At 46.5% G+C, this 17,653-nt stretch carries 19 protein-coding genes and 1 tRNA gene; 12 read left to right on the top strand and 8 right to left on the bottom strand.

Features of this window, described 5'->3' with window-relative positions:
• Nucleotides 1-14: 14 nt before the first annotated feature.
• Genes Q1V74_RS03540 through Q1V74_RS03530 form a run of 3 tightly spaced genes read left to right on the top strand, consistent with a single transcriptional unit; the run spans nt 15 to nt 3,177 of the window.
• Nucleotides 15-851, top strand: coding sequence for a peptidoglycan DD-metalloendopeptidase family protein (locus Q1V74_RS03540; protein ID WP_300647080.1), 837 nt, complete (start codon nt 15-17; stop codon nt 849-851).
• 18 nt (nt 852-869) lie between these two features.
• On the top strand, nt 870-2,237 hold the full coding sequence (rlmD, locus tag Q1V74_RS03535) for a 23S rRNA (uracil(1939)-C(5))-methyltransferase RlmD (RefSeq protein WP_300647078.1): 1,368 nt from the start codon (nt 870-872) through the stop codon (nt 2,235-2,237).
• Between the two features lie 25 nt (nt 2,238-2,262).
• A complete protein-coding gene (locus Q1V74_RS03530; RefSeq protein WP_300647077.1) occupies nt 2,263-3,177 on the top strand; it encodes a DMT family transporter in 915 nt (304 codons plus the stop codon).
• Here Q1V74_RS03530 and Q1V74_RS03525 read toward each other — a convergent pair.
• Nucleotides 3,174-3,557 carry a YkgJ family cysteine cluster protein gene (locus Q1V74_RS03525; RefSeq protein ID WP_300647076.1) on the bottom strand — a complete coding sequence of 128 codons (384 nt, stop codon included), beginning with the start codon at nt 3,555-3,557 and terminating at the stop codon, nt 3,174-3,176. The two genes, Q1V74_RS03530 and Q1V74_RS03525, sit on opposite strands and share 4 nt — an antisense overlap.
• A gap of 156 nt (nt 3,558-3,713) precedes the next feature.
• Between Q1V74_RS03525 and nhaA the strand changes: the two genes are divergently transcribed.
• On the top strand, nt 3,714-5,060 hold the full coding sequence (gene nhaA / locus Q1V74_RS03520; RefSeq protein ID WP_300647108.1) for a Na+/H+ antiporter NhaA: 1,347 nt from the start codon (nt 3,714-3,716) through the stop codon (nt 5,058-5,060).
• A 12-nt stretch (nt 5,061-5,072) separates the two neighbouring features.
• Entirely contained in the window at nt 5,073-5,405 is a 333-nt protein-coding gene (fdxA, locus tag Q1V74_RS03515) for a ferredoxin FdxA (RefSeq protein WP_260648836.1), read from the top strand.
• Here fdxA and Q1V74_RS03510 read toward each other — a convergent pair.
• Nucleotides 5,388-5,768: a pyrimidine dimer DNA glycosylase/endonuclease V gene (locus Q1V74_RS03510; protein ID WP_300647074.1), complete on the bottom strand. Its 381-nt coding sequence runs from the start codon at nt 5,766-5,768 to the stop codon at nt 5,388-5,390. The two genes, fdxA and Q1V74_RS03510, sit on opposite strands and share 18 nt — an antisense overlap.
• Before the next feature lie 56 nt (nt 5,769-5,824).
• Here Q1V74_RS03510 and Q1V74_RS03505 point away from each other — a divergent pair, with 56 nt between their 5' ends.
• Both Q1V74_RS03505 and Q1V74_RS03500 read left to right on the top strand, forming a co-directional pair.
• The gene (locus Q1V74_RS03505) at nt 5,825-6,319 is read left to right on the top strand and encodes a hypothetical protein (protein ID WP_300647072.1); all 495 of its coding nucleotides are present in this window, start codon (nt 5,825-5,827) and stop codon (nt 6,317-6,319) included.
• Between the two features lie 50 nt (nt 6,320-6,369).
• Nucleotides 6,370-6,885: a hypothetical protein gene (locus tag Q1V74_RS03500; protein ID WP_260648833.1), complete on the top strand. Its 516-nt coding sequence runs from the start codon at nt 6,370-6,372 to the stop codon at nt 6,883-6,885.
• A 51-nt stretch (nt 6,886-6,936) separates the two neighbouring features.
• On the opposite strand, the gene Q1V74_RS03495 is transcribed toward Q1V74_RS03500, so the two are convergent.
• Entirely contained in the window at nt 6,937-8,664 is a 1,728-nt protein-coding gene (locus tag Q1V74_RS03495) for a ribonucleotide reductase N-terminal alpha domain-containing protein (protein WP_300647071.1), read from the bottom strand.
• The gene (locus Q1V74_RS03490; RefSeq protein ID WP_300647070.1) at nt 8,654-9,625 is read right to left on the bottom strand and encodes a ribonucleotide-diphosphate reductase subunit beta; all 972 of its coding nucleotides are present in this window, start codon (nt 9,623-9,625) and stop codon (nt 8,654-8,656) included. Before Q1V74_RS03490 ends, Q1V74_RS03495 begins: the two co-directional genes overlap by 11 nt.
• 929 nt (nt 9,626-10,554) lie before the next feature.
• Between Q1V74_RS03490 and Q1V74_RS03485 the strand changes: the two genes are divergently transcribed.
• A complete protein-coding gene (locus Q1V74_RS03485; protein ID WP_300647069.1) occupies nt 10,555-11,487 on the top strand; it encodes an ABC transporter substrate-binding protein in 933 nt (310 codons plus the stop codon).
• 37 nt (nt 11,488-11,524) lie between these two features.
• Here Q1V74_RS03485 and Q1V74_RS03480 read toward each other — a convergent pair whose 3' ends face one another.
• The 4 genes from Q1V74_RS03480 to Q1V74_RS03465 all read right to left on the bottom strand — a co-directional run bounded on the left by Q1V74_RS03480 (nt 11,525) and on the right by Q1V74_RS03465 (nt 13,458).
• Entirely contained in the window at nt 11,525-11,806 is a 282-nt protein-coding gene (locus Q1V74_RS03480; RefSeq protein WP_300647068.1) for a hypothetical protein, read from the bottom strand.
• A 32-nt stretch (nt 11,807-11,838) separates the two neighbouring features.
• Nucleotides 11,839-12,609 (bottom strand): ATP-binding protein, encoded by a 771-nt coding sequence (locus Q1V74_RS03475; protein ID WP_260648828.1) that lies wholly within the window; start codon nt 12,607-12,609, stop codon nt 11,839-11,841.
• An 81-nt stretch (nt 12,610-12,690) separates the two neighbouring features.
• Entirely contained in the window at nt 12,691-13,263 is a 573-nt protein-coding gene (locus Q1V74_RS03470; RefSeq protein WP_300647067.1) for a PACE efflux transporter, read from the bottom strand.
• A gap of 118 nt (nt 13,264-13,381) precedes the next feature.
• Nucleotides 13,382-13,458 (bottom strand) — tRNA-Val (locus Q1V74_RS03465).
• A gap of 355 nt (nt 13,459-13,813) precedes the next feature.
• Between Q1V74_RS03465 and thrS the strand changes: the two genes are divergently transcribed.
• From thrS to Q1V74_RS03445, 4 genes are all read left to right on the top strand, one after another.
• Nucleotides 13,814-15,736 (top strand): threonine--tRNA ligase, encoded by a 1,923-nt coding sequence (gene thrS, locus Q1V74_RS03460; RefSeq protein ID WP_300647066.1) that lies wholly within the window; start codon nt 13,814-13,816, stop codon nt 15,734-15,736.
• A 47-nt stretch (nt 15,737-15,783) separates the two neighbouring features.
• Complete coding sequence (gene infC, locus Q1V74_RS03455) at nt 15,784-16,308, top strand: translation initiation factor IF-3 (RefSeq protein WP_260648963.1); 525 nt, start codon at nt 15,784-15,786, stop codon at nt 16,306-16,308.
• Between the two features lie 72 nt (nt 16,309-16,380).
• Complete coding sequence (gshB, locus tag Q1V74_RS03450) at nt 16,381-17,346, top strand: glutathione synthase (protein WP_260648825.1); 966 nt, start codon at nt 16,381-16,383, stop codon at nt 17,344-17,346.
• Nucleotides 17,336-17,653, top strand: a 318-nt coding sequence (locus Q1V74_RS03445) for a PTS sugar transporter subunit IIA (RefSeq protein WP_300647065.1), incomplete at its 3' end; no start/stop codon positions are given. The genes gshB and Q1V74_RS03445, both read left to right, overlap by 11 nt.

The following is a 17,653-nucleotide window of genomic DNA, read 5'->3' as shown; positions in this document are numbered from 1 at the left end:
CTCAGGAGAGCAATATGCAGCAAACCGGCACGATCCTGTCATCCGTTGCCATGTCGTCGGTTATTCAACGTCCTTTTCATTGGGTATTGACAGGCTCGTTGGTGATGTCGATGGTGCTGGCCGGTTGTAGTACGAATACACCGGCACCGATTACCGATATTCATAGTTCAACGCCCAGTGCCCCTGTGCCTACTGTGAGTGGACAAAGCTATACCGTGCAACCGGGGGACACGCTTTTTAAAATTGCTCAGCAGCATGGCACAACCGTTCAAGCCGTTGCGAATGCGAATGGTATTACAGACCCTTCTCAATTACGAGTAGGGCAGGTTTTGCAAATTAACGGGGGCTCTTCTGCTGTGGCGGTAGCACCTGCTCCTGTTACAAGCCCAACTACGACTCCTGTAGAAACACCAGCGACGCCACCTAAAACCGAAACCACACCGGCGTCTTCCGTTAATACAAGTAGTCCGCGAGCCAGCGATGCGAATGTCATCAACTGGGGTTGGCCAGCTAATGGACCGATTATTCAAGGGTTTACAGCGAACACCAAAGGTATTGACATCGAGGGTGCAATTGGGGATCCAGTGGTCGCCGCAGCAGATGGCAAGGTCATGTATGCAGGCAATGGTGTACGTGGCTTAGGTAATTTGATCTTATTGGGACACACTAACGGTTTTATTACTGCTTATGCCCACAATGACACGTTGTTGGTGAAAACAGGACAAGAAATTAAAAAAGGGGAAAAAATCGCTACTTTAGGTCAAAGCGATACCACCTCGCCGCGTTTACACTTTGAGATTCGCCGACGTGGAACACCCATCAACCCTCTTTCCTATTTACCCTCACGTTAATTTTTTGTAGCGCGTAACATGAGCTATTTATTAGAAATTGAATCGTTAGACTTAGAAGGCCGCGGTGTAGCTCACCATAATGGCAAAGTTGTGTTTGTAGATGGCGCGTTGCCCGGCGAATTAGTCAGAGCTCAGGTAACGCGCCAAAAAACCAATTATGACCGGGCTAAGCTCTTGGAGGTCATACGACCCTCCTCGCAGCGGGTTGAGCCCCCGTGTCCTTCTTTTGGTATTTGTGGTGGCTGTGTGATGCAGCATCTAGAGCCTGCTGCCCAGGTAGCTATTAAACAACGTGCTCTTGAGGACGCTTTTACGCATATCGGCAAGGTCAAGCCCAAACAAATGCTCGCTGCTATGCATGGCCCATACTTTGGTTATCGCTATCGCGCCCGTTTTTCTGCTCGGTTTGTACAGAAAAAAGGGGGGATGCTGGTTGGCTTTAGGGAACGCAATAGCAGCTATGTCATGGACATGGATCAGTGCTTGGTCGTGCCTGCCGCCGTTTCTGATCTGTTGCGTCCTTTACGCGATATGTTAGGAACGTTATCGCGTCCAGATCGTATCCCACAAATTGAGTTGGCTGTGGGGGATGCCTGTATGGTGCTTACGCTGCGCCATTTAGAACCCTTAACCGATACGGATATTCAAACGCTATTACAGTTTGGGCAAACTTATCAGGTGAGTTGGTGGCTGCAGCCCAAAGGGCCAGATTCAGTACATCCATTAGTGCCAGAAGACGTGGACAGGCTTTATTATGATTTGCCTGACTATGACTTGCGCATGCCTTTTAAGCCCACGGATTTCACACAAGTAAACCACCAAATTAACCGCGAGCTAATTCGTCGTGCTTTACGCCTGTTAGCCATAGAGCCCACAGACCGTGTTGCGGATTTGTTCTGTGGTTTAGGGAACTTTAGTTTACCCATGGCACGTTTTGCTAAAGAGGTGGTGGGCATCGAGGGCAGTACGGCGCTTACAGAGCGAGCCACAGAAGCGGCTGCACGTCATGACCTAGACCATAAAACCCAATTTAGTACGCTGAACTTATTCGAGGTGGATCAGAGCTGGTTGCGTGAATTAGGTTATTTTGACCGGGTGTTGATAGATCCCCCTCGTGATGGCGCGTTGGCAGTTGCTAAGGCTTATTCTGCTTTATCGTTGCAAGAGCGTCCTAAACGTATTGTGTATGTTTCCTGTAACCCAGCCACGTTGGCACGAGATGCAGGCATATTGGTGCATGTGGGTGGATATGAGCTACAAGCAGCTGGTGTGATTAATATGTTTCCTCATACTGGTCATATTGAGTCAATCGCTGTGTTTGAAGCAGGGCAGACAGGGCCTTTAAAAACCACAATCGAAGACGATACCACTCTTATGAACGATTAATTTTTATTAATTCAGGAGACGGCTTGTGAGCGCGACACGCTCTGTTTTGGATGCTCGCGCTATGGGGGGCATGGCGTTAATTTGCTTTATTTGGGCGCTGGCACAAATAGCGATTAAATATAATGCCACCGCTATGTCCCCCATTTTGCAGATTGGGATTCGCTCTGGGGGCGCCGCTGTGTTGACAGTTTTACTGGTGCTCCTTCAGGGCAAGCCATTACTGACGGTACGCAAAGGGTGGCTGCCGGGCCTAGTGATTGGCTTGTTATTTAGTGGCGAGTTTTTCTTAATGGGAGAGGCATTGCGTTATACCTCTGCTTCTCATGTGTCTATTTTTCTTTATACTGCTCCAATTTTTGCTGCATTAGGTTTGCATCTGACTTCTGCTCAGGAACGCTTACAAGGCGTTCAGTGGGTGGGGGTCTTTTTAGCCTTTTTAGGTATAGCAATTAGCTTTTTAGGTAGGGACGGTAGCCAAAATACCGCCTTGAATCCCAATATGTTGTTTGGTGATATGTTAGCCATTTTGGGTGGGGCCGTGTGGGGGGCTACGACGGTAGTGGTGCGTAGCTCTCGACTAAATGACGCACCAGCGACAGAGACCTTGTTTTATCAGCTTGTGGTTGCTGCCGTGGTATTAACAGGGGCGGCGTATGTTTTTGAGCAAGATACCGTGCATTGGGATAGCCTATTAGTAGTGAATTTAGGCTTTCAGATTTTTGTGGTGTCTTTTTTAAGCCTGCTATTATGGTTTTGGCTGTTACGTCATTATTTGGCATCGCGCTTAGGAGTATTGTCTTTTTTAACCCCTTTGTTTGCTGTAATACTAGGTGTGGTTTTACTGGGAGAGCGTGTGGATGCCTTTTTTGCTATTGGTGCGGTGTGTGTGGTGTTGGGTATTGTGTTAGTTAACCGCACCGTTAAATCCGCCGATCGTTAAGTGTTTTGTATTTTCTTATCAGACACCAAGCGCGGCCGCTGCGGGGCTAAAGGGGGCAGGCCTAAGGATAAACGGAGCTTTTGACAAGCTGGATTGGGCTGGCCATCGTTATCATATACATAAAAATCACGGCAAGGGCTGGGGCGTTGTTCGTAAATTGAGCAATAAACTCCCGCCTGCCCAAGCTCACCACGTAGGGCAATACAACGCCCGTTGCCAGTTTCCGTACCTTTCATGCAGGCCCGTAAAGGGCCTATTTTAGTTGTTAGCTCAATCGGTACGGTGCCACCGGTTTCTCCGGCAAGCTCTCCACTATAGAATGAAACTCGATAATGGGCGCAACATGCCCCACAGCTTAAACAAGGATTAAAGCTGGTCATTGTCGTCGTGTCATTATGAAGTTAAAAAACTAGAATGAGGTTTGCATACTCAGATAAATTACGTTACGCTTTATGCGGGTATTTGTCTAGCATGGGGTTAGGCAAATAGATAACGCATAAGTCGGGCCGCTTATGCACTTGTATTCTAAAGAGATGATGAAAAAACACACCTCTTCTATTCCTCTTGGCCATCGCATCAGTCAGTCCGTTTCGGAACAAGTCTCCCGTTTAGTTCATATCGAAGCCTTTGGTGGCGTTGTCTTAATTTTGGCTGCTATAGTGGCTTTGATTTGGGCAAACTCGCCTTATGCACAGTCTTATCATGACTTTTGGACTCAAACGGTAGGTTTTCAGCTGGGCGATTGGGCCATGTCCAACAGTCTGCATTTTTGGGTTAATGATGCCCTGATGACGATTTTCTTCTTAGCCGTCGGTATGGAAATTCGTCGGGAAATTCATCAGGGGGCGCTATCTGACTTACGACAAGCCGCGCTTCCTTTAGCGGCCGCAGCTGGTGGGGTGATTGTGCCGGCGCTTGTGTATGTGGCGCTAAACTCTGACCCTACGCTACGTGCAGGCTGGGCTGTACCCACCGCAACCGATATTGCGTTTGCAGTGGGGGTATTAGCCTTATTGGGCAAATCGATTCCTTCGAATGTACGTATTTTGCTGCTCGCCATTGCTATCATTGATGACATTGTGGCGGTGCTAATCATTGCTTTTTTCTACTCTGGCGGTTTGGACTATACGGGTTTTTGGTATGTGTTGCTGGGCGTGGTGTTAGTGATCGCTTGGCAGCGTTTAGGTATTGCTTCTGCTTATGCTTATATTTTACCCGGGGCCATTTTATGGTTTGGGGTATTAAAAACGGGAGCACACCCTACATTAGCTGGGGTGATTTTGGGGCTTATGACCCCCGTTTATGCGCGTCCTTTACCCGCTGATCCGTTAGAGCTTGTAGAAAAAAATCTACAGCAGTTGCGTCAACAAAGCCAAAAACCGGACACGGATGAAACCGTGCTATTGCAATCCATTGCGAATATTCGTCAGGCACAACGAGAACTGTTGCCTCCCGTAGCGCGTGTGCAAATGCAGCTTCATCCTTGGGTATCTTTTTTAGTGATGCCGATTTTTGCTTTGGCAAATGCTGGGGTTAGCTTTCAGGGCATTGATATTTCCAGTGGGGGCGCGCAGACCGTTATGTTCGGTGTGGTCTTTGCTTTAGTATTAGGCAAACCGCTCGGGATTTTTATGGCATGCCGATTGGCAGTGTGGCTAAAAATTTGCCAATTACCAGAAGGAGTGAGCTGGTCTGGCGTTAGCCTCATTGGGGTATTGGCAGGTATTGGCTTTACGATGTCAATATTTATTGGCACGCTGGCCTTTAGTGATGAGGTCTTACTCGGTGCTGCTAAGCTGGGTGTGTTAACCGCTTCGTTGGTGGCTGCTGTACTCGGTTTAGTCTGGGGCGTGGTGTATACTCGACGTTTGCGTCAAATTTAACCGAGTTGGATTATGCCCTTCGTTGTAACAGAAGCTTGTATTCAGTGTAAGTATACGGATTGCGTCACCGTATGCCCCATGGACTGTTTTTTCGAAGGGCCAAATTTTCTTGTGATTCACCCAGACGAGTGCATCGACTGTTCTATCTGCGTGGCAGAGTGTCCAGTCGGTGCTATCGTGAATGCAGCAGAGATTACACCAGATCAAGCGGAGTTTATTGAAATCAATGCCCGCTTAGCCAATGATCCTAATTGGAAACGTATTCGTCGTGCTCAAGCCCCTTTGCCAGATCATGAGCAATGGGCGGGTGTTTTACCTAAAAAGCATTTATTGCGACACACCTAGGCGCTCTTGAATCCTTTGTCTGTTAATTTTTAAAGCTGCGGCTGTCGGTACCCAATCATTCCACATATAAGCGGGAATATCCGCATACGTCTCAAATAAGGAATCCGTGAACTGGGGTTGATAGCCGCGCTTTTGCATTTCGTGTACAAGCTGTGCTTGGCGTTTAGCTAAATAGCTCAAGCGCGTATAAAAAAATAAAACATGTCCTTTGCCTAGGGTGTAGTCTTTTGGTCCGTCTTTGGCCTGAAAGCCCCGTTGGGCCGCTTTGCGTGCGAGCTTAAATACGCGTGGAAGCTCACGATATTCGGCTATGAGATGTGCACGAGTGAGCTCGTTTACAGGAATGCAGTTAATTCGGGTCATGTTTTTAATAAACGTATTACAATCAGGACTTGTTTGCGTATTTTAGGTTGTTATTTATGTTGTGGATAGTGATTGTCATCGCCTTGTCTTCTATTTGGTTGATGATTAAAGGGGGTGGCTTATATTTTCGAGATAATGATAGTGCTGAATACGCGCCGATTAAGCGTAAGGGCTTTTATTACATAGCGGTAGGGGCGAGTTTGATGTTAGGCTTAGCCTTTTGGAATGAATTCGTTTATAAGCGCTCACAATCAGCACTAGATCGTGAGGAAAAACGCATTGCGGCCATTTGCACCGATGTGGTAAAGGCGTTTAATAAAACCAAAGAGCCTATCGAAGCGTCGATGACAGAAATGAAGTCTGTGCAGTTCCCGTTTTTACCTAAAGCAAGCTCTAAAGCCATTGGTCAATGTCAGTTTGTGATTCAAGCTACGGTAGAAGCTACCTATCGATCAGGTGGTACGCACAAAAAAACCTACGAGGCACAGGTTGAGTTTGATCGAACGCATGAGACTTGGCACTTACGTGATATAAAATGGCTAGATGAATAAGCTTTTTCTTACATAACTTTTTTCTAACCTTATTGCGGAAAACTATTAAAATGAACACTCATAATCTATTTGATCGCAGCAAAGGTACTTGGTTTAAAGCAGAGGATTGGGAGACATTAACCACGGGTTTACCTGTGTACCGTGGGTTTTCACGTCCTCTTACCGAAGACAAAATGACGATTTATGCTCCAGTTAATCGTCAGCCCAAAAATATTCCAGTGCCCGCACACCATCGTATTGATGCCTGGTTTACACAACAGTTTGGTATCCCATTTAGATCACGTGCGGTTTATGGTACGGGTAGCCTAGACAAAGCCCAAGAGCACGCCGGCGAGGCAGGCGAGGTCGCTTTGATCCGCCCGAATGGGGATTTTTCCTTCTGCTGGAGCCCTAATTGTTATGATTTATATGGCGAATATGCGATGTTGGATTCTGATGAGCAGATTGAAGCCATGCTAGAAAAACTCGCTTTTCGTGCCGAAGCCCTTGAGCAAGCGATTATGTCCGGTTATGAAATCATGTTAGCCGCCGACTCTTTTACTGTAGAGCGGGTTTGTACGATTTAATACAATCCGAGCAAAGATAAAAAAAGCCCACGATGAAAGTGGGCTAATTTTTTATGCGGAGCAAGATAGACATTCGTCAGGAACAACAACACCGCTCTTAGAGTAGAAGTAGTATTGGCTAAGGATGTTTTCATCCAAAAAGGCCATGGTGATGAGTTCCGCAATTTGGTCTTCGGAGCCTTCTTCGGCGACAAAAAAGTTCAAGGACTGACCTTGGCACGTGTATTTCTGGCGTTGGGAAGCGTGACGCAAGATGATTTTTTGCTCAATTTCATAAGCATTCATAAAGACTTGCTTTTCTTCGGGTGTGAGCCAATCCACGTGTTGTACGCTACCGATATGGTTAATGATGTCGCGAATGGTTTCCTCGTTGTAAACCCCTTTTTCTTTCATTTTTTCGTAGAACACAGGGGGGATACGGCGTAGTTCACCCACAGCCGAAGCCATATCAAAAACCATACCTGGATCAGGTGACCAGGACTCGCTCACACCACCCATTAGTAAGGCGGTGGATTTGGTAGGCGCATAAGCGGTACGGTGGGTATTGCGTACGCCATAGCCTTTACACCACTCGGGCTCGCCAAATTTTTCTGCTAACCATTTTGAAGCACGTAAAGATTCCTCTGAAATGTGTTTTGCCATTTCGTTAGAGAGGAACTGGGCTTCTAAGCTGGCAAAAGGGATGCCCTTAGATTGGAGATAGGTATGAAAACCCATAGCACCGAGGCCAATTGCACGCCCTTTGATGGTGAATTCACGCACCTTTTCTAAGCCAGGCACCCCTTTGCTGTTGCGGATAAAGTCTTCGCACAAGCAATCAAGGAATACGGTAGCAATAAATACGGAATCCGAATCTTTAATTTTATCCCAGTTGGCTAAGTTCATCGAAGCCAAAATGCAGGAATAAGTGTACTCCTCTGAGCTATGGAGCATGATCTCGGTACATAAGTTCGTGGCTTTAATATCTAGGCCGTGATCTTTGTACATCTGAGGGCGGTGTCGGTTAGCTTTATCGATAAAGAAGAAATAACCTTTACCTGTGACCAGTTTTACATACAGAGCCCGAGTAAATTTACGGTTAGCTTCAGGGTCACCATTTTTTAGGGCTTCGATAAAGCTATCGCGTACGGTCCAACCAAAGTTTTTACCGTCTGGGTCGCGCATGAGTAAATCGACGGCTTCGTCCCAGTCAGGGTGTTCGATATCCAAATAGCCGGCGACAGCACCACGACGATTACCGCCTTGGCTGATTTTAGAGGCGCAGGTAAAAAAGTCTTCCATGACGGGCACAGGGCCGCTGGCTTCGCCACCAGCGGTGATCGGTGCGCCACGTGGACGAATGGAGCTAAAGTCAGCGCTGGTACCAAAACCGTTTTTTGATAGCAGTGCCATTTCTTTTAAGCCATCATAAAAAGACACAACGCTATCGCCAACAAATTGCCCAGAGCAAGAGACGTTCATGCCCCGATCGGTACCCGTGTTCGACAGAGCTGGGGTTGCGGGTGACAAAATGCCATTCCAAAGCTCATTGAAAAAGAGCTCTTCCCATTTGGCTTCCTCGCCAACCATATATTGCGCTAGAGTTTTGGCAATGGTGCGATGGCGACCCAAAACGGCTGGCTCGTCTTTGTATTGGTATTTTTCTTTGAAAAGCTGCCAGCCTTGGGTAATGTACCAAGGGGGGAGATGGCCAATTTCTTGCAAATGTTTGCGCTCGGCACTGAGCTGCTCAAACATTTGGATTTTTTCTTCGCTAATCCCCGACTCTTTAAAGGACATTTTCTACCTCTTTTCTGAATGTAAGCTTATAACGATCCCAGTTACGGCGGTATTGAATTTGTGTGCCCGCAAAAAAGTCAGGAACCTTAACCGTGTTTAATTGGTTATAGAACCAGCCGGAAATCAGCCCAGGTTCTTGATCAAACATTTTCGGCATCTCAAGGCGCTCCAACACAATATTGATACGATCGCGCACAAATTCGAGTAGTTCGTCTTTGGTGGTAACGCGGTTGCCGGGGATTTCAAACATCAGATCAATAATGCGGCTTTCGTGCAGATAAAGGACTTCGGCCATTTTCCAGATGGCCTCGCGCAGTTTACGGTCATCTTCGTCGGTGTGATAACCCAAAGCACGACGCTCGTGCTTGCATTCTTTGTGCAAAAAGCTCGAGGCAATAGAGTGGAAATTCTCGTCTTTGGCCGAGGCGTCAATACCGGAAACAAAATGTGGGATCAGGTTAAAACCGCGGCTGTTAAACCCTTTGAAAAACCCAAAGGCGGAATAGAGGACGACCCCTTCGAGCATGGCCAAAGCGGCGGTGACTTCGAGGGGACAATCGCTATCGGCATAGCTATCAATAAAAGCAATGCGTTCAGTGAGCACGGAATCGCGCTTCCATTGGGTATAGAACTCATCGGTGGAGTTGCCCATGACGACATTACCGATGTCATAGAAGGGCGCGTGGACGTGCAGCTCAACATCCGTAAACTTGGCACACATACGCGCGATTTCTGGGCGAGGGAACATTTTGGGGATCTTGCCGCCCCAAAGGTTCTCGCCGCCTAACATCAGCTCGTATTGGGTCAAGATGGATTGCGCAGTAATAACACCATGACGTTCCGCCTCGTTTAGGTTGATTTTGAAATCTTGTTCGTCTTCTTCTACACCTAATTCTTCGGCAGTCCAATAGATATCCTGTTGGCCAATCGCCATTTCCGTTGCCCAAGGATACCTAGCCACGTAGGAATCCGTAGGGGTCTCTATTTGACTTTTGTAGATCATAAACTCCTAATCCTTTATCTGATTCATGGGCGCGGAGTTGTTGCTAATCGGTAGCGCAAAGGCTATAGACGACAGCAGTGCGTCCAAAGGGCGATACATCGCCCTAAGTTAAGTGGGTAATTCGGGTGGTTGGGCAGAATATCGCCCTAATTTTTAATTGGTATGACTGATGTTTTACACAGTATTTTTCACCTAAAAATACATGATGCAGTGGTTTAGCTTTGTGCTCCAACACAATCAATACACATTGTTGTGAGGCAGAACGATGATACCGCTGGCTATTCTAGTACAACCATGCACAGCAAAAAAGCACAAAACAAGGGGGTTGATTATTTGTAAAAACAGCTCATTAAACGCAAGGCTTTGCTAGATCGGGCTTTGCCGTCATTTAACAAGTCGAGTCGTTGTTTAATGAGACGAAAAAACACGCTGTACTGTTGTTTTTAACGCATGGAGTCTATAGGAGTATAAACACATTAAACACAACATTTAGTGTTTTGCAGTAGTAATAATACGCCTAAGTTGTGGTATAGACAAGGGTACCTTGTTTTTAAGATACGGAAAAATAGTGATGGATTGTGAAGCTATAGTTGAAAAATTTAAGCAAAAAAACACGGTTTTTGTTGGTATATAAAGGTCTTAGCAAGATGAGTTCAGGTGGATTATACGTATTGGCACGTAGTGTCAGTTCGCAACTTGTTACATGTTTGTTGAGCAAAGAGCCACATTCTACCACTTCGTTTTTATTTAGGTCGAGTTCAACCTGTTTAGAAAATGATTATGATTCTCATTTGTGGTTATAATCGGGGCCAAATAGTAGGTCGCGTATTTTGCGTCTTGTCTCGCTTGAATGGGCGATAGTTGGGGTAACGATCAAAAAGGAAATCATGAATTTACGCACATTAAAAATGAAAAAAACGGTTGGTGTGGTAGTGTTGAGTCTGGCTGGGCTTGTGGGGTGTGTGTCGACAGCACCAATGGCAATCACAGCGCAATATGCTGGTCAATCTATGACCTTACAAGCACTCCCACAAAAAGTAGTTGTACAGGATTTGGCACTGTTAGATATTTTTCAGTCTTTAGCGATTCCTGTGGCTGGGGTGCCTAGTGCACGCTATCCACAGTTCCTTGCCCAGTATGAAGCGAATAGCTACGTTAAGACGGGCTCCTTGTTTGAGCCAGATGAGCAGGTCTTACGTGAGCTCAATCCTGATCTGATTGTTGTAGGGCGACGCTCTTCCCGCGCTTTGGAAGCAGTACAGCAGCTGGCACCTACTGTTGATTTAAGCTTTGATCAAGCGCATTTAGTGCAAAGCGTAAAACAAATCACGCAGCGATTAGGCCAATGGTATGGCAAGGAACAACGAGCTGCGTATTATATTGAGCGCTTGGATACGCAACTGGCAGCCTTGCGTCAGGCAACAGCACAAGCTGGTACAGGCTTATTACTGCTCACCACCAATAACAAGCTGATTGCTCAAGGGCCACAGTCCCGCTATGGGGTGATATTTAATGAATTTGGGGTGCGGCCAGCGCTTACGGATTTCCCCGAAGGCAAAGGGGTAGAGCTAACCCTAGAGGATATTGAGCGTATTAATCCAGATTGGATTTATGTGATTGATCGTGATACAGCGGTAAATAAAGCGGATGCGACACCTGCACAACAGCTATTGAAGACGGTGGAGCAAACCCAAACAGAGCGCCAACCACAGATCATTTATTTGGATCCCGCACACTGGTATTTATTAGATGGTGCCGGCTTAGAGGCTTTGCTACAAAATATGCAGCAAATTCAAGTGGCTTTGCAGCACAGCAAATAATGTGTAGCGCCCCTAGTACCGTTAGGGGCGCGAATTTTTAATGCGCGGTTTGTTCTGACTGGCTGGTTTTATCCCCTAAAATCGCCGACGCTAAATGAATGGTTTTTTCCATGCGTAGCTTCATGGTGTCTTTGGCCACCCCAGTCAGTTGATAGCGGTTAGAAACCTCATCGGCAATAGCGTGTAATAGGGCAATGGTTTCCTTAGCATCATTGGTTTTCCCAGCAAAAAGGGCAATTTGAGCAGCGATGAGAGCTTGATCAGCAAAAGCAATGCCGAGTAATACCTGCTGGTCTTGATTGGAAATCGATTCTGACATGGGTGTCCTTTATAAAAAATAAAAACGTTAGCTTAGCTGAGACTTATTCCTAAATCCCGTTTGATTTTTTCCTTTTTTAGCCGAATTAGTTCAGCCACAAACTCTTCTAGTGATTCCTCTGGGGCATATTGGCTTGGTTTGTAGCCTAATAAACGGTTAATGCTTTCAATAGGAATAAGACGACTAAAAGAATCCATTTCTTTGTAAAGGGTTTTAAGCTGATCCAGATCTTCTTTTAAGCTGATCATGCTTGGCGTCGACGCCCCAGATTTTAGGCGGCGATTAATCACCTCTTGTAAATCCTCGTGATTGGCTTCGGTGGATTCTTGGCGTTTGCGTATATAAACCACGTTGCTTTTTAGTTCAGGGTGGTCTTTACAGCAAAGATAAGGCAGCTCACTTTCGTCACAGTTCACAATAACCACCTGAAAGGATTTGCCTTTGATTTTGGCGTATTCTGAATCGATGGGATAGTCAAAATCCAAAATATCAAATTTTAAGCTGCGAGGTAGGTATGCAGAAACCTGCTTGGCGACATCGGTTTTATCGATTTTGCCACCTGGTGGTATACCTGAAGCTTCTAAGTCGCCATTGTCTTTTACACCAATGATCAGCGCGCCGCCACCGGAATTTGCTAGAGCAAGGATATGTTTGGCAATTTTATGTTTTTCTGGCCAGATCTCTTTGAAGTCAAATTGATTTGCCTCGCCCGAGCCATATTTAAGAAGATCTCTTAATGTGTCTCGGGTCGGCTGATCAAAGAATCGAGAAAAACCACCGTGAAAATCTTTACTAATTGCCATACTGGGTCCTGCTGTGATGAATGGTTTTGTTTTAATGAATTCATCATACCCTATATGGTTATATGCTTAGTGGTCTTCTGATTACTCGGCTTGATTTTGTAGATGGGGAAGGGTAAAAATCTTATCAAAAATCAGGGTAAAGACAAAGGTATAAACCAGGAAAAAGAGTAAAAGGGCGATTTCCATAGTAAAGGCTTTCCAAAGCCCAACCCCGTACCACAGCATATAAATCGGTAAGCAGATCAATAATAACCCGCCCTCAAACCCGATCGCGTGCACGCTACGAATACGTAGACTGCGCACCGTAACATGCTGACGGCGCTCCCAAGATTCAAAAAGGGTGTTGTAGATGTAGTTCCAGATCACAGCGGCTACGGAAACCATAATAGCCACAGGCAAGGATTCTTGAGCATCGCTATGGCTAAGTGCCATCAGAATCCATGTGGAGAATAAAATAGCAAAAATTTCAAAGATGGTGACGTAAACAATACGTCTTTTGATAGGACTAAGTGTAATCAACATAAACTCCATTGAGCCTAAGACAGGCTCCAGATGCAAGAGCCGGCCCGTCCCGGTCGATGAAGAAAAACAAGGATGCAGCGCCACGGTTTCCGCCTGCGCTGCTTTTTTACCGCACTCACGCTTTTTTGTCAAAAAATCTGGTCAGATCAAACGAGGTAGAAAGTAGACAACAAAAAACCCGCAAAGCCAATGACTGTGCGGGTTTGTGGTGTTTATAGACGGTTTGTGACGTCTAGTGAAACATGAATTCTGGTAGGCAGTACTGGATTCGAACCAGCGACCTCTACGATGTCAACGTAGCGCTCTAACCAACTGAGCTAACCGCCTAAAAATATAACTATAGCGTAGATTATGTTTTTGTGTCAAGTGTTTTTTGCTGTTTAGTATGGGGGGAACTTTTTACTTAACACAGTGTCTATCTAGTAAAGGTCATAATTTAACCCAAGCGTCGTGATAGAGCAACAAAAATCATGCCTTTGGGCTGCGTAATAGGGGTGATAATGGTAAACTTGTTAGTAACTACTAATCTTGAATAACGAATAGGATCTCTTATGACCACAACGCGAACGACTAGCTGGCGACAATAATATTGGCCGCATTGTGTTCGCTCGTTGATTCAAGCCAATCACAGATACCTTAAACGCGGCCTTGGTGCCGCGTTTTTTATTTTTTAGGATGTTGTATGGTTCAGATTACCTTACCCGATGGTTCACAGCGCTCATTTGATGGGCCTGTTTCTGTTGGTGACGTAGCTCATTCTATTGGCGCAGGTTTAGGGCGTGCTGCTCTTGCAGGGCGAGTGACGACAAAAGGGGCTGAGCCTACGTTGGTAGATACCAGTTATGTCATTGATCAGGACGCCGAGCTAGCGATTATCACCGCTAAGGACCCCGAGGGCTTGGAAATCATTCGCCACTCTACGGCTCACTTATTAGCTTATGCCGTACAAGAGCTTTACCCTGATGCGCAGGTAACGATTGGTCCTGTTATTGATAATGGCTTTTATTACGACTTTGCTTATAAGCGCCCCTTTACGCCAGAGGATTTGGCGGCGATTGAGAAAAAAATGGCGGAGCTCGCCAAAGCGGATATTCCCGTTTCGCGTGAAGAGTGGGACCGCGATGAGGCCGTGGCGTTTTTTAAAAGCATTGGCGAAACGTACAAGGCTGAAATCATCGAGTCCATTCCGTCGGGCGAGACCATTAGCTTATATCGAGAGGGCGATTTTATTGACTTGTGTCGTGGCCCCCACGTGCCATCTACAGGCAAGCTAAAAGTCTTTAAGCTGATGAAGGTCGCAGGCGCTTATTGGCGTGGCGATAGCAACAATGAAATGTTGCAACGTATTTATGGTACAGCGTGGGCAACAAAAGAGGATCAAAAGGCCTATCTAACCATGCTAGAAGAGGCCGAAAAGCGTGATCACCGTCGTTTGGGGCGTGAGCTCGGTTTGTTCCAGTTTCACGAGGACGCACCCGGGTTGATTTACTGGCACCCTAAAGGCTGGACGGTTTGGCAGCAGGTAGAACAATACATGCGTAAAATCTACCAGCAAAATGGTTACCAAGAGGTCAAAGCGCCGCAGATTTTGGATTTATCCTTGTGGAAAAAAACGGGTCACTGGGATAACTACTCTGAAAATATGTTTACCACGGAATCAGAAAACCGTGTGTACGGGTTAAAACCCATGAACTGCCCTGGTCATGTGCAGATTTTTAATCAGGGCTTACACTCTTACCGTGAGCTACCTATCCGTTATGGCGAATTCGGGCAGTGTCATCGGAATGAGCCCTCGGGGTCATTGCATGGCATGATGCGGGTGCGTGGTTTTACGCAGGACGACGGGCATATTTTCTGTACCGAAGACCAGCTACAAGAAGAATGCATTAACTTCACGGCGCTGTTGCAAAAAGTCTATAAGGATTTTGGTTTTACTGAAATACTTTATAAGGTCGCTACGCGTCCAGAAAAACGCATTGGCGATGATGCGGTTTGGGATAAAGCCGAGGCGGCTCTCATGGAAAGCTTACGCCGTACCAATTGCGAATTTGAAATCGCCGAGGGTGATGGCGCTTTTTACGGGCCTAAAATTGAATACACCTTAAAAGACGCTATAGGCCGTCATTGGCAATGTGGTACGATTCAAGTGGATTTTTCCATGCCAGCACGCTTAGGGGCGGAATATGTGGATGCCAATGACCAGCGGCGTACTCCCGTTATGTTGCACCGTGCCATTTTGGGGTCATTTGAGCGCTTTATTGGTATTCTATTAGAAAACTACGCGGGGGCTTTACCTGTATGGTTAGCACCCGAGCATGCTGTGGTGTGCTGTATTGCTGAATCTTCTGCCGATTATGCAAAACAGGTAGCGGATCAGCTAAAAGCACAAGGCTACCGTGTTAATAGCGATTTGCGTGGTGAAAAAATCACCCGTAAAATTCGTGAACACAGTATGCAAAAAGTCCCTTATATCTTAGTTGTAGGGGATAAGGAGCGTGAGGCAGGTACGGTCGCTGTGCGCGGTCGTGGGGGCCTCGACTTAGGGGTTATGCCACTGGCCGACTTTGCAGATCGTCTGCAAAATGACATTGACACACGTCAATAGCCAATCATTTGGCATAGATTTGATTTAATTACTTAGGAGTCTTAGACATCGCAACCGAAAAGAAACATCGCATCAACGGTGAAATCCGTGTTAATGAAGTGCGACTTATTGGAATTGATGGTGAACAGCTTGGCATCGTAAAAGTAGCTCAGGCGTTAGATTTAGCAGAAGAACATGATGTGGATTTGGTGGAAATTGCACCTAATGCAACGCCACCAGTGTGCCGTCTCATGGACTACGGCAAGTTCCGTTATCAGGAACAAAAGCGCCAACAAGAAGCTCGAGCCAAGCAAAAAGTGGTTCAGGTCAAAGAGGTGAAGTTCCGTCCGGCCACGGACGAAGGGGACTATAACGTAAAACTACGTAATGTCCGCCGCTTCATCGAGGACGGGGACAAGGTCAAAGTTTCACTGCGTTTTAGAGGCCGCGAAATGGCTCACCAAGAGCTAGGAATGCGTGTTTTGGAACGTGTACGTGACGACGTAGAGGATATTTGTCAGGTGGAATCTTTTCCACGCCTAGAAGGCCGACAAATGGTGATGGTGCTTGCGCCACGCAAGAAAACCACCTAATCCTTATAGCGTTACTTGCCTTTAACCCCTTCGTGGCCTTGCGTTACGAAGGGGTTTATTACAGGATTCATTATGCACGTTTTATTTATTATTGATCCGTTGCCGTCATTGTCCGCCTATAAGGACACATCAGTAGCGATGATGCGCGCATTAATAGCGCATAACCATCAAATTAGCGTGACGCTATTGTCCGATATGTATATCGATAATAGTCGTGTCAAAGCTCGCACCACCCCTATTCATATTGCGGCAGATGCCGATTTGCATAGCGCTAACTGGTGGACGGAAACCGGAGCGCCCACTGAGCTGGAACTAAATGCCTTTAGTGCAGTTATTATGCGTAAAGACCCTCCATTTGATATGGAGTATTTTTACGCCACACACTTGCTTAGCTTCGCCGAAGCCCAAGGGGCAAAAGTATTTAATACTGGCGCAGCATTACGTAATCACCCCGAAAAGCTGGCGATTACGGAATTTCCTGAGTTCACACCCCCGACGTTGGTGACGCGGGATATGGATCGAATTCGCGCTTTTCATCAGCAGCATAAAGACGTGATCGTCAAACCGTTGGATGGCATGGGCGGTATGGGGATTTTTCGTATGCGCGAAGGCGAGGTGAATGTGGGGGCGATTTTAGAGACGCTCAGCAAAAATAGCACAGAAAGCCTAATGGTCCAGCGTTATATTCCAGAAATTACACAGGGCGATAAGCGGATTTTGATTATTAATGGTCAGCCAGTGCCGTATTGCTTGGCGCGGATTCCTTTAGCGGGAGAAACGCGGGGTAACTTAGCAGCAGGTGGGCGAGGCGTAGCACAACCGCTTAGCGAGCATGACTGGCACATTGCTAATAGCATAGCGCCTAAACTCGTCGAGCGTGGTTTGTTTCTTGTGGGCTTGGATGTGATTGGTAACTATGTTACAGAAATAAATGTCACCAGCCCAACGTGTTTTGTAGAGATTACCGAGCAGACCGACTGTCATGTCGGAGAGCTGTTTGCACAAGCCTTAGCCACTGTGGTTGGAAATGAAACCTGATCCTACAGCCTTAGCGGTAGTGCTCGTGACACACGCGCCGTTGGGGCAAGCGCTCTATGCCTGCGCTCAGCATGTATTAGCTACACCGCCTAGTGTGCGCGTGGCGGATATTTTGCCTACGGATTTGCCGGAGCCGTGGATCGACACACTTGTGAATGAATTGCGAGCCCAAAATAAACAACATGTGTTGATGCTTTGTGATCTATATGGCTCTACTCCTTATCATATTGCCACAGGGGTGCAGCGTCAGCTTTTTTTAAAAGGCTTTCACGTACATCTTTTATCAGGGGTCAATGTCTGTATGCTG

Origin of the sequence: Paenalcaligenes sp., assembly GCF_030152715.1 — a bacterium.
Taxonomy (GTDB): Bacteria; Pseudomonadota; Gammaproteobacteria; order Burkholderiales; family Burkholderiaceae_B; genus Paenalcaligenes; species Paenalcaligenes hermetiae.
This window is presented reverse-complemented; position numbering and strand designations above follow the sequence as displayed.

Coding starts and splice junctions, on each gene's coding strand:
- Q1V74_RS03540 (WP_300647080.1), top strand. CDS start 15: ATGCAGCAAACCGGCACGATCCTGTCATCCGTTGCCATGTCGTCGGTT.
- rlmD (WP_300647078.1), top strand. CDS start 870: ATGAGCTATTTATTAGAAATTGAATCGTTAGACTTAGAAGGCCGCGGT.
- Q1V74_RS03525 (WP_300647076.1), bottom strand. CDS start 3,557: ATGACCAGCTTTAATCCTTGTTTAAGCTGTGGGGCATGTTGCGCCCAT.
- nhaA (WP_300647108.1), top strand. CDS start 3,714: ATGAAAAAACACACCTCTTCTATTCCTCTTGGCCATCGCATCAGTCAG.
- fdxA (WP_260648836.1), top strand. CDS start 5,073: ATGCCCTTCGTTGTAACAGAAGCTTGTATTCAGTGTAAGTATACGGAT.
- Q1V74_RS03510 (WP_300647074.1), bottom strand. CDS start 5,768: ATGACCCGAATTAACTGCATTCCTGTAAACGAGCTCACTCGTGCACAT.
- Q1V74_RS03505 (WP_300647072.1), top strand. CDS start 5,825: ATGTTGTGGATAGTGATTGTCATCGCCTTGTCTTCTATTTGGTTGATG.
- Q1V74_RS03500 (WP_260648833.1), top strand. CDS start 6,370: ATGAACACTCATAATCTATTTGATCGCAGCAAAGGTACTTGGTTTAAA.
- Q1V74_RS03495 (WP_300647071.1), bottom strand. CDS start 8,664: ATGTCCTTTAAAGAGTCGGGGATTAGCGAAGAAAAAATCCAAATGTTT.
- Q1V74_RS03485 (WP_300647069.1), top strand. CDS start 10,555: ATGAATTTACGCACATTAAAAATGAAAAAAACGGTTGGTGTGGTAGTG.
- Q1V74_RS03480 (WP_300647068.1), bottom strand. CDS start 11,806: ATGTCAGAATCGATTTCCAATCAAGACCAGCAGGTATTACTCGGCATT.
- Q1V74_RS03475 (WP_260648828.1), bottom strand. CDS start 12,609: ATGGCAATTAGTAAAGATTTTCACGGTGGTTTTTCTCGATTCTTTGAT.
- thrS (WP_300647066.1), top strand. CDS start 13,814: ATGGTTCAGATTACCTTACCCGATGGTTCACAGCGCTCATTTGATGGG.
- gshB (WP_260648825.1), top strand. CDS start 16,381: ATGCACGTTTTATTTATTATTGATCCGTTGCCGTCATTGTCCGCCTAT.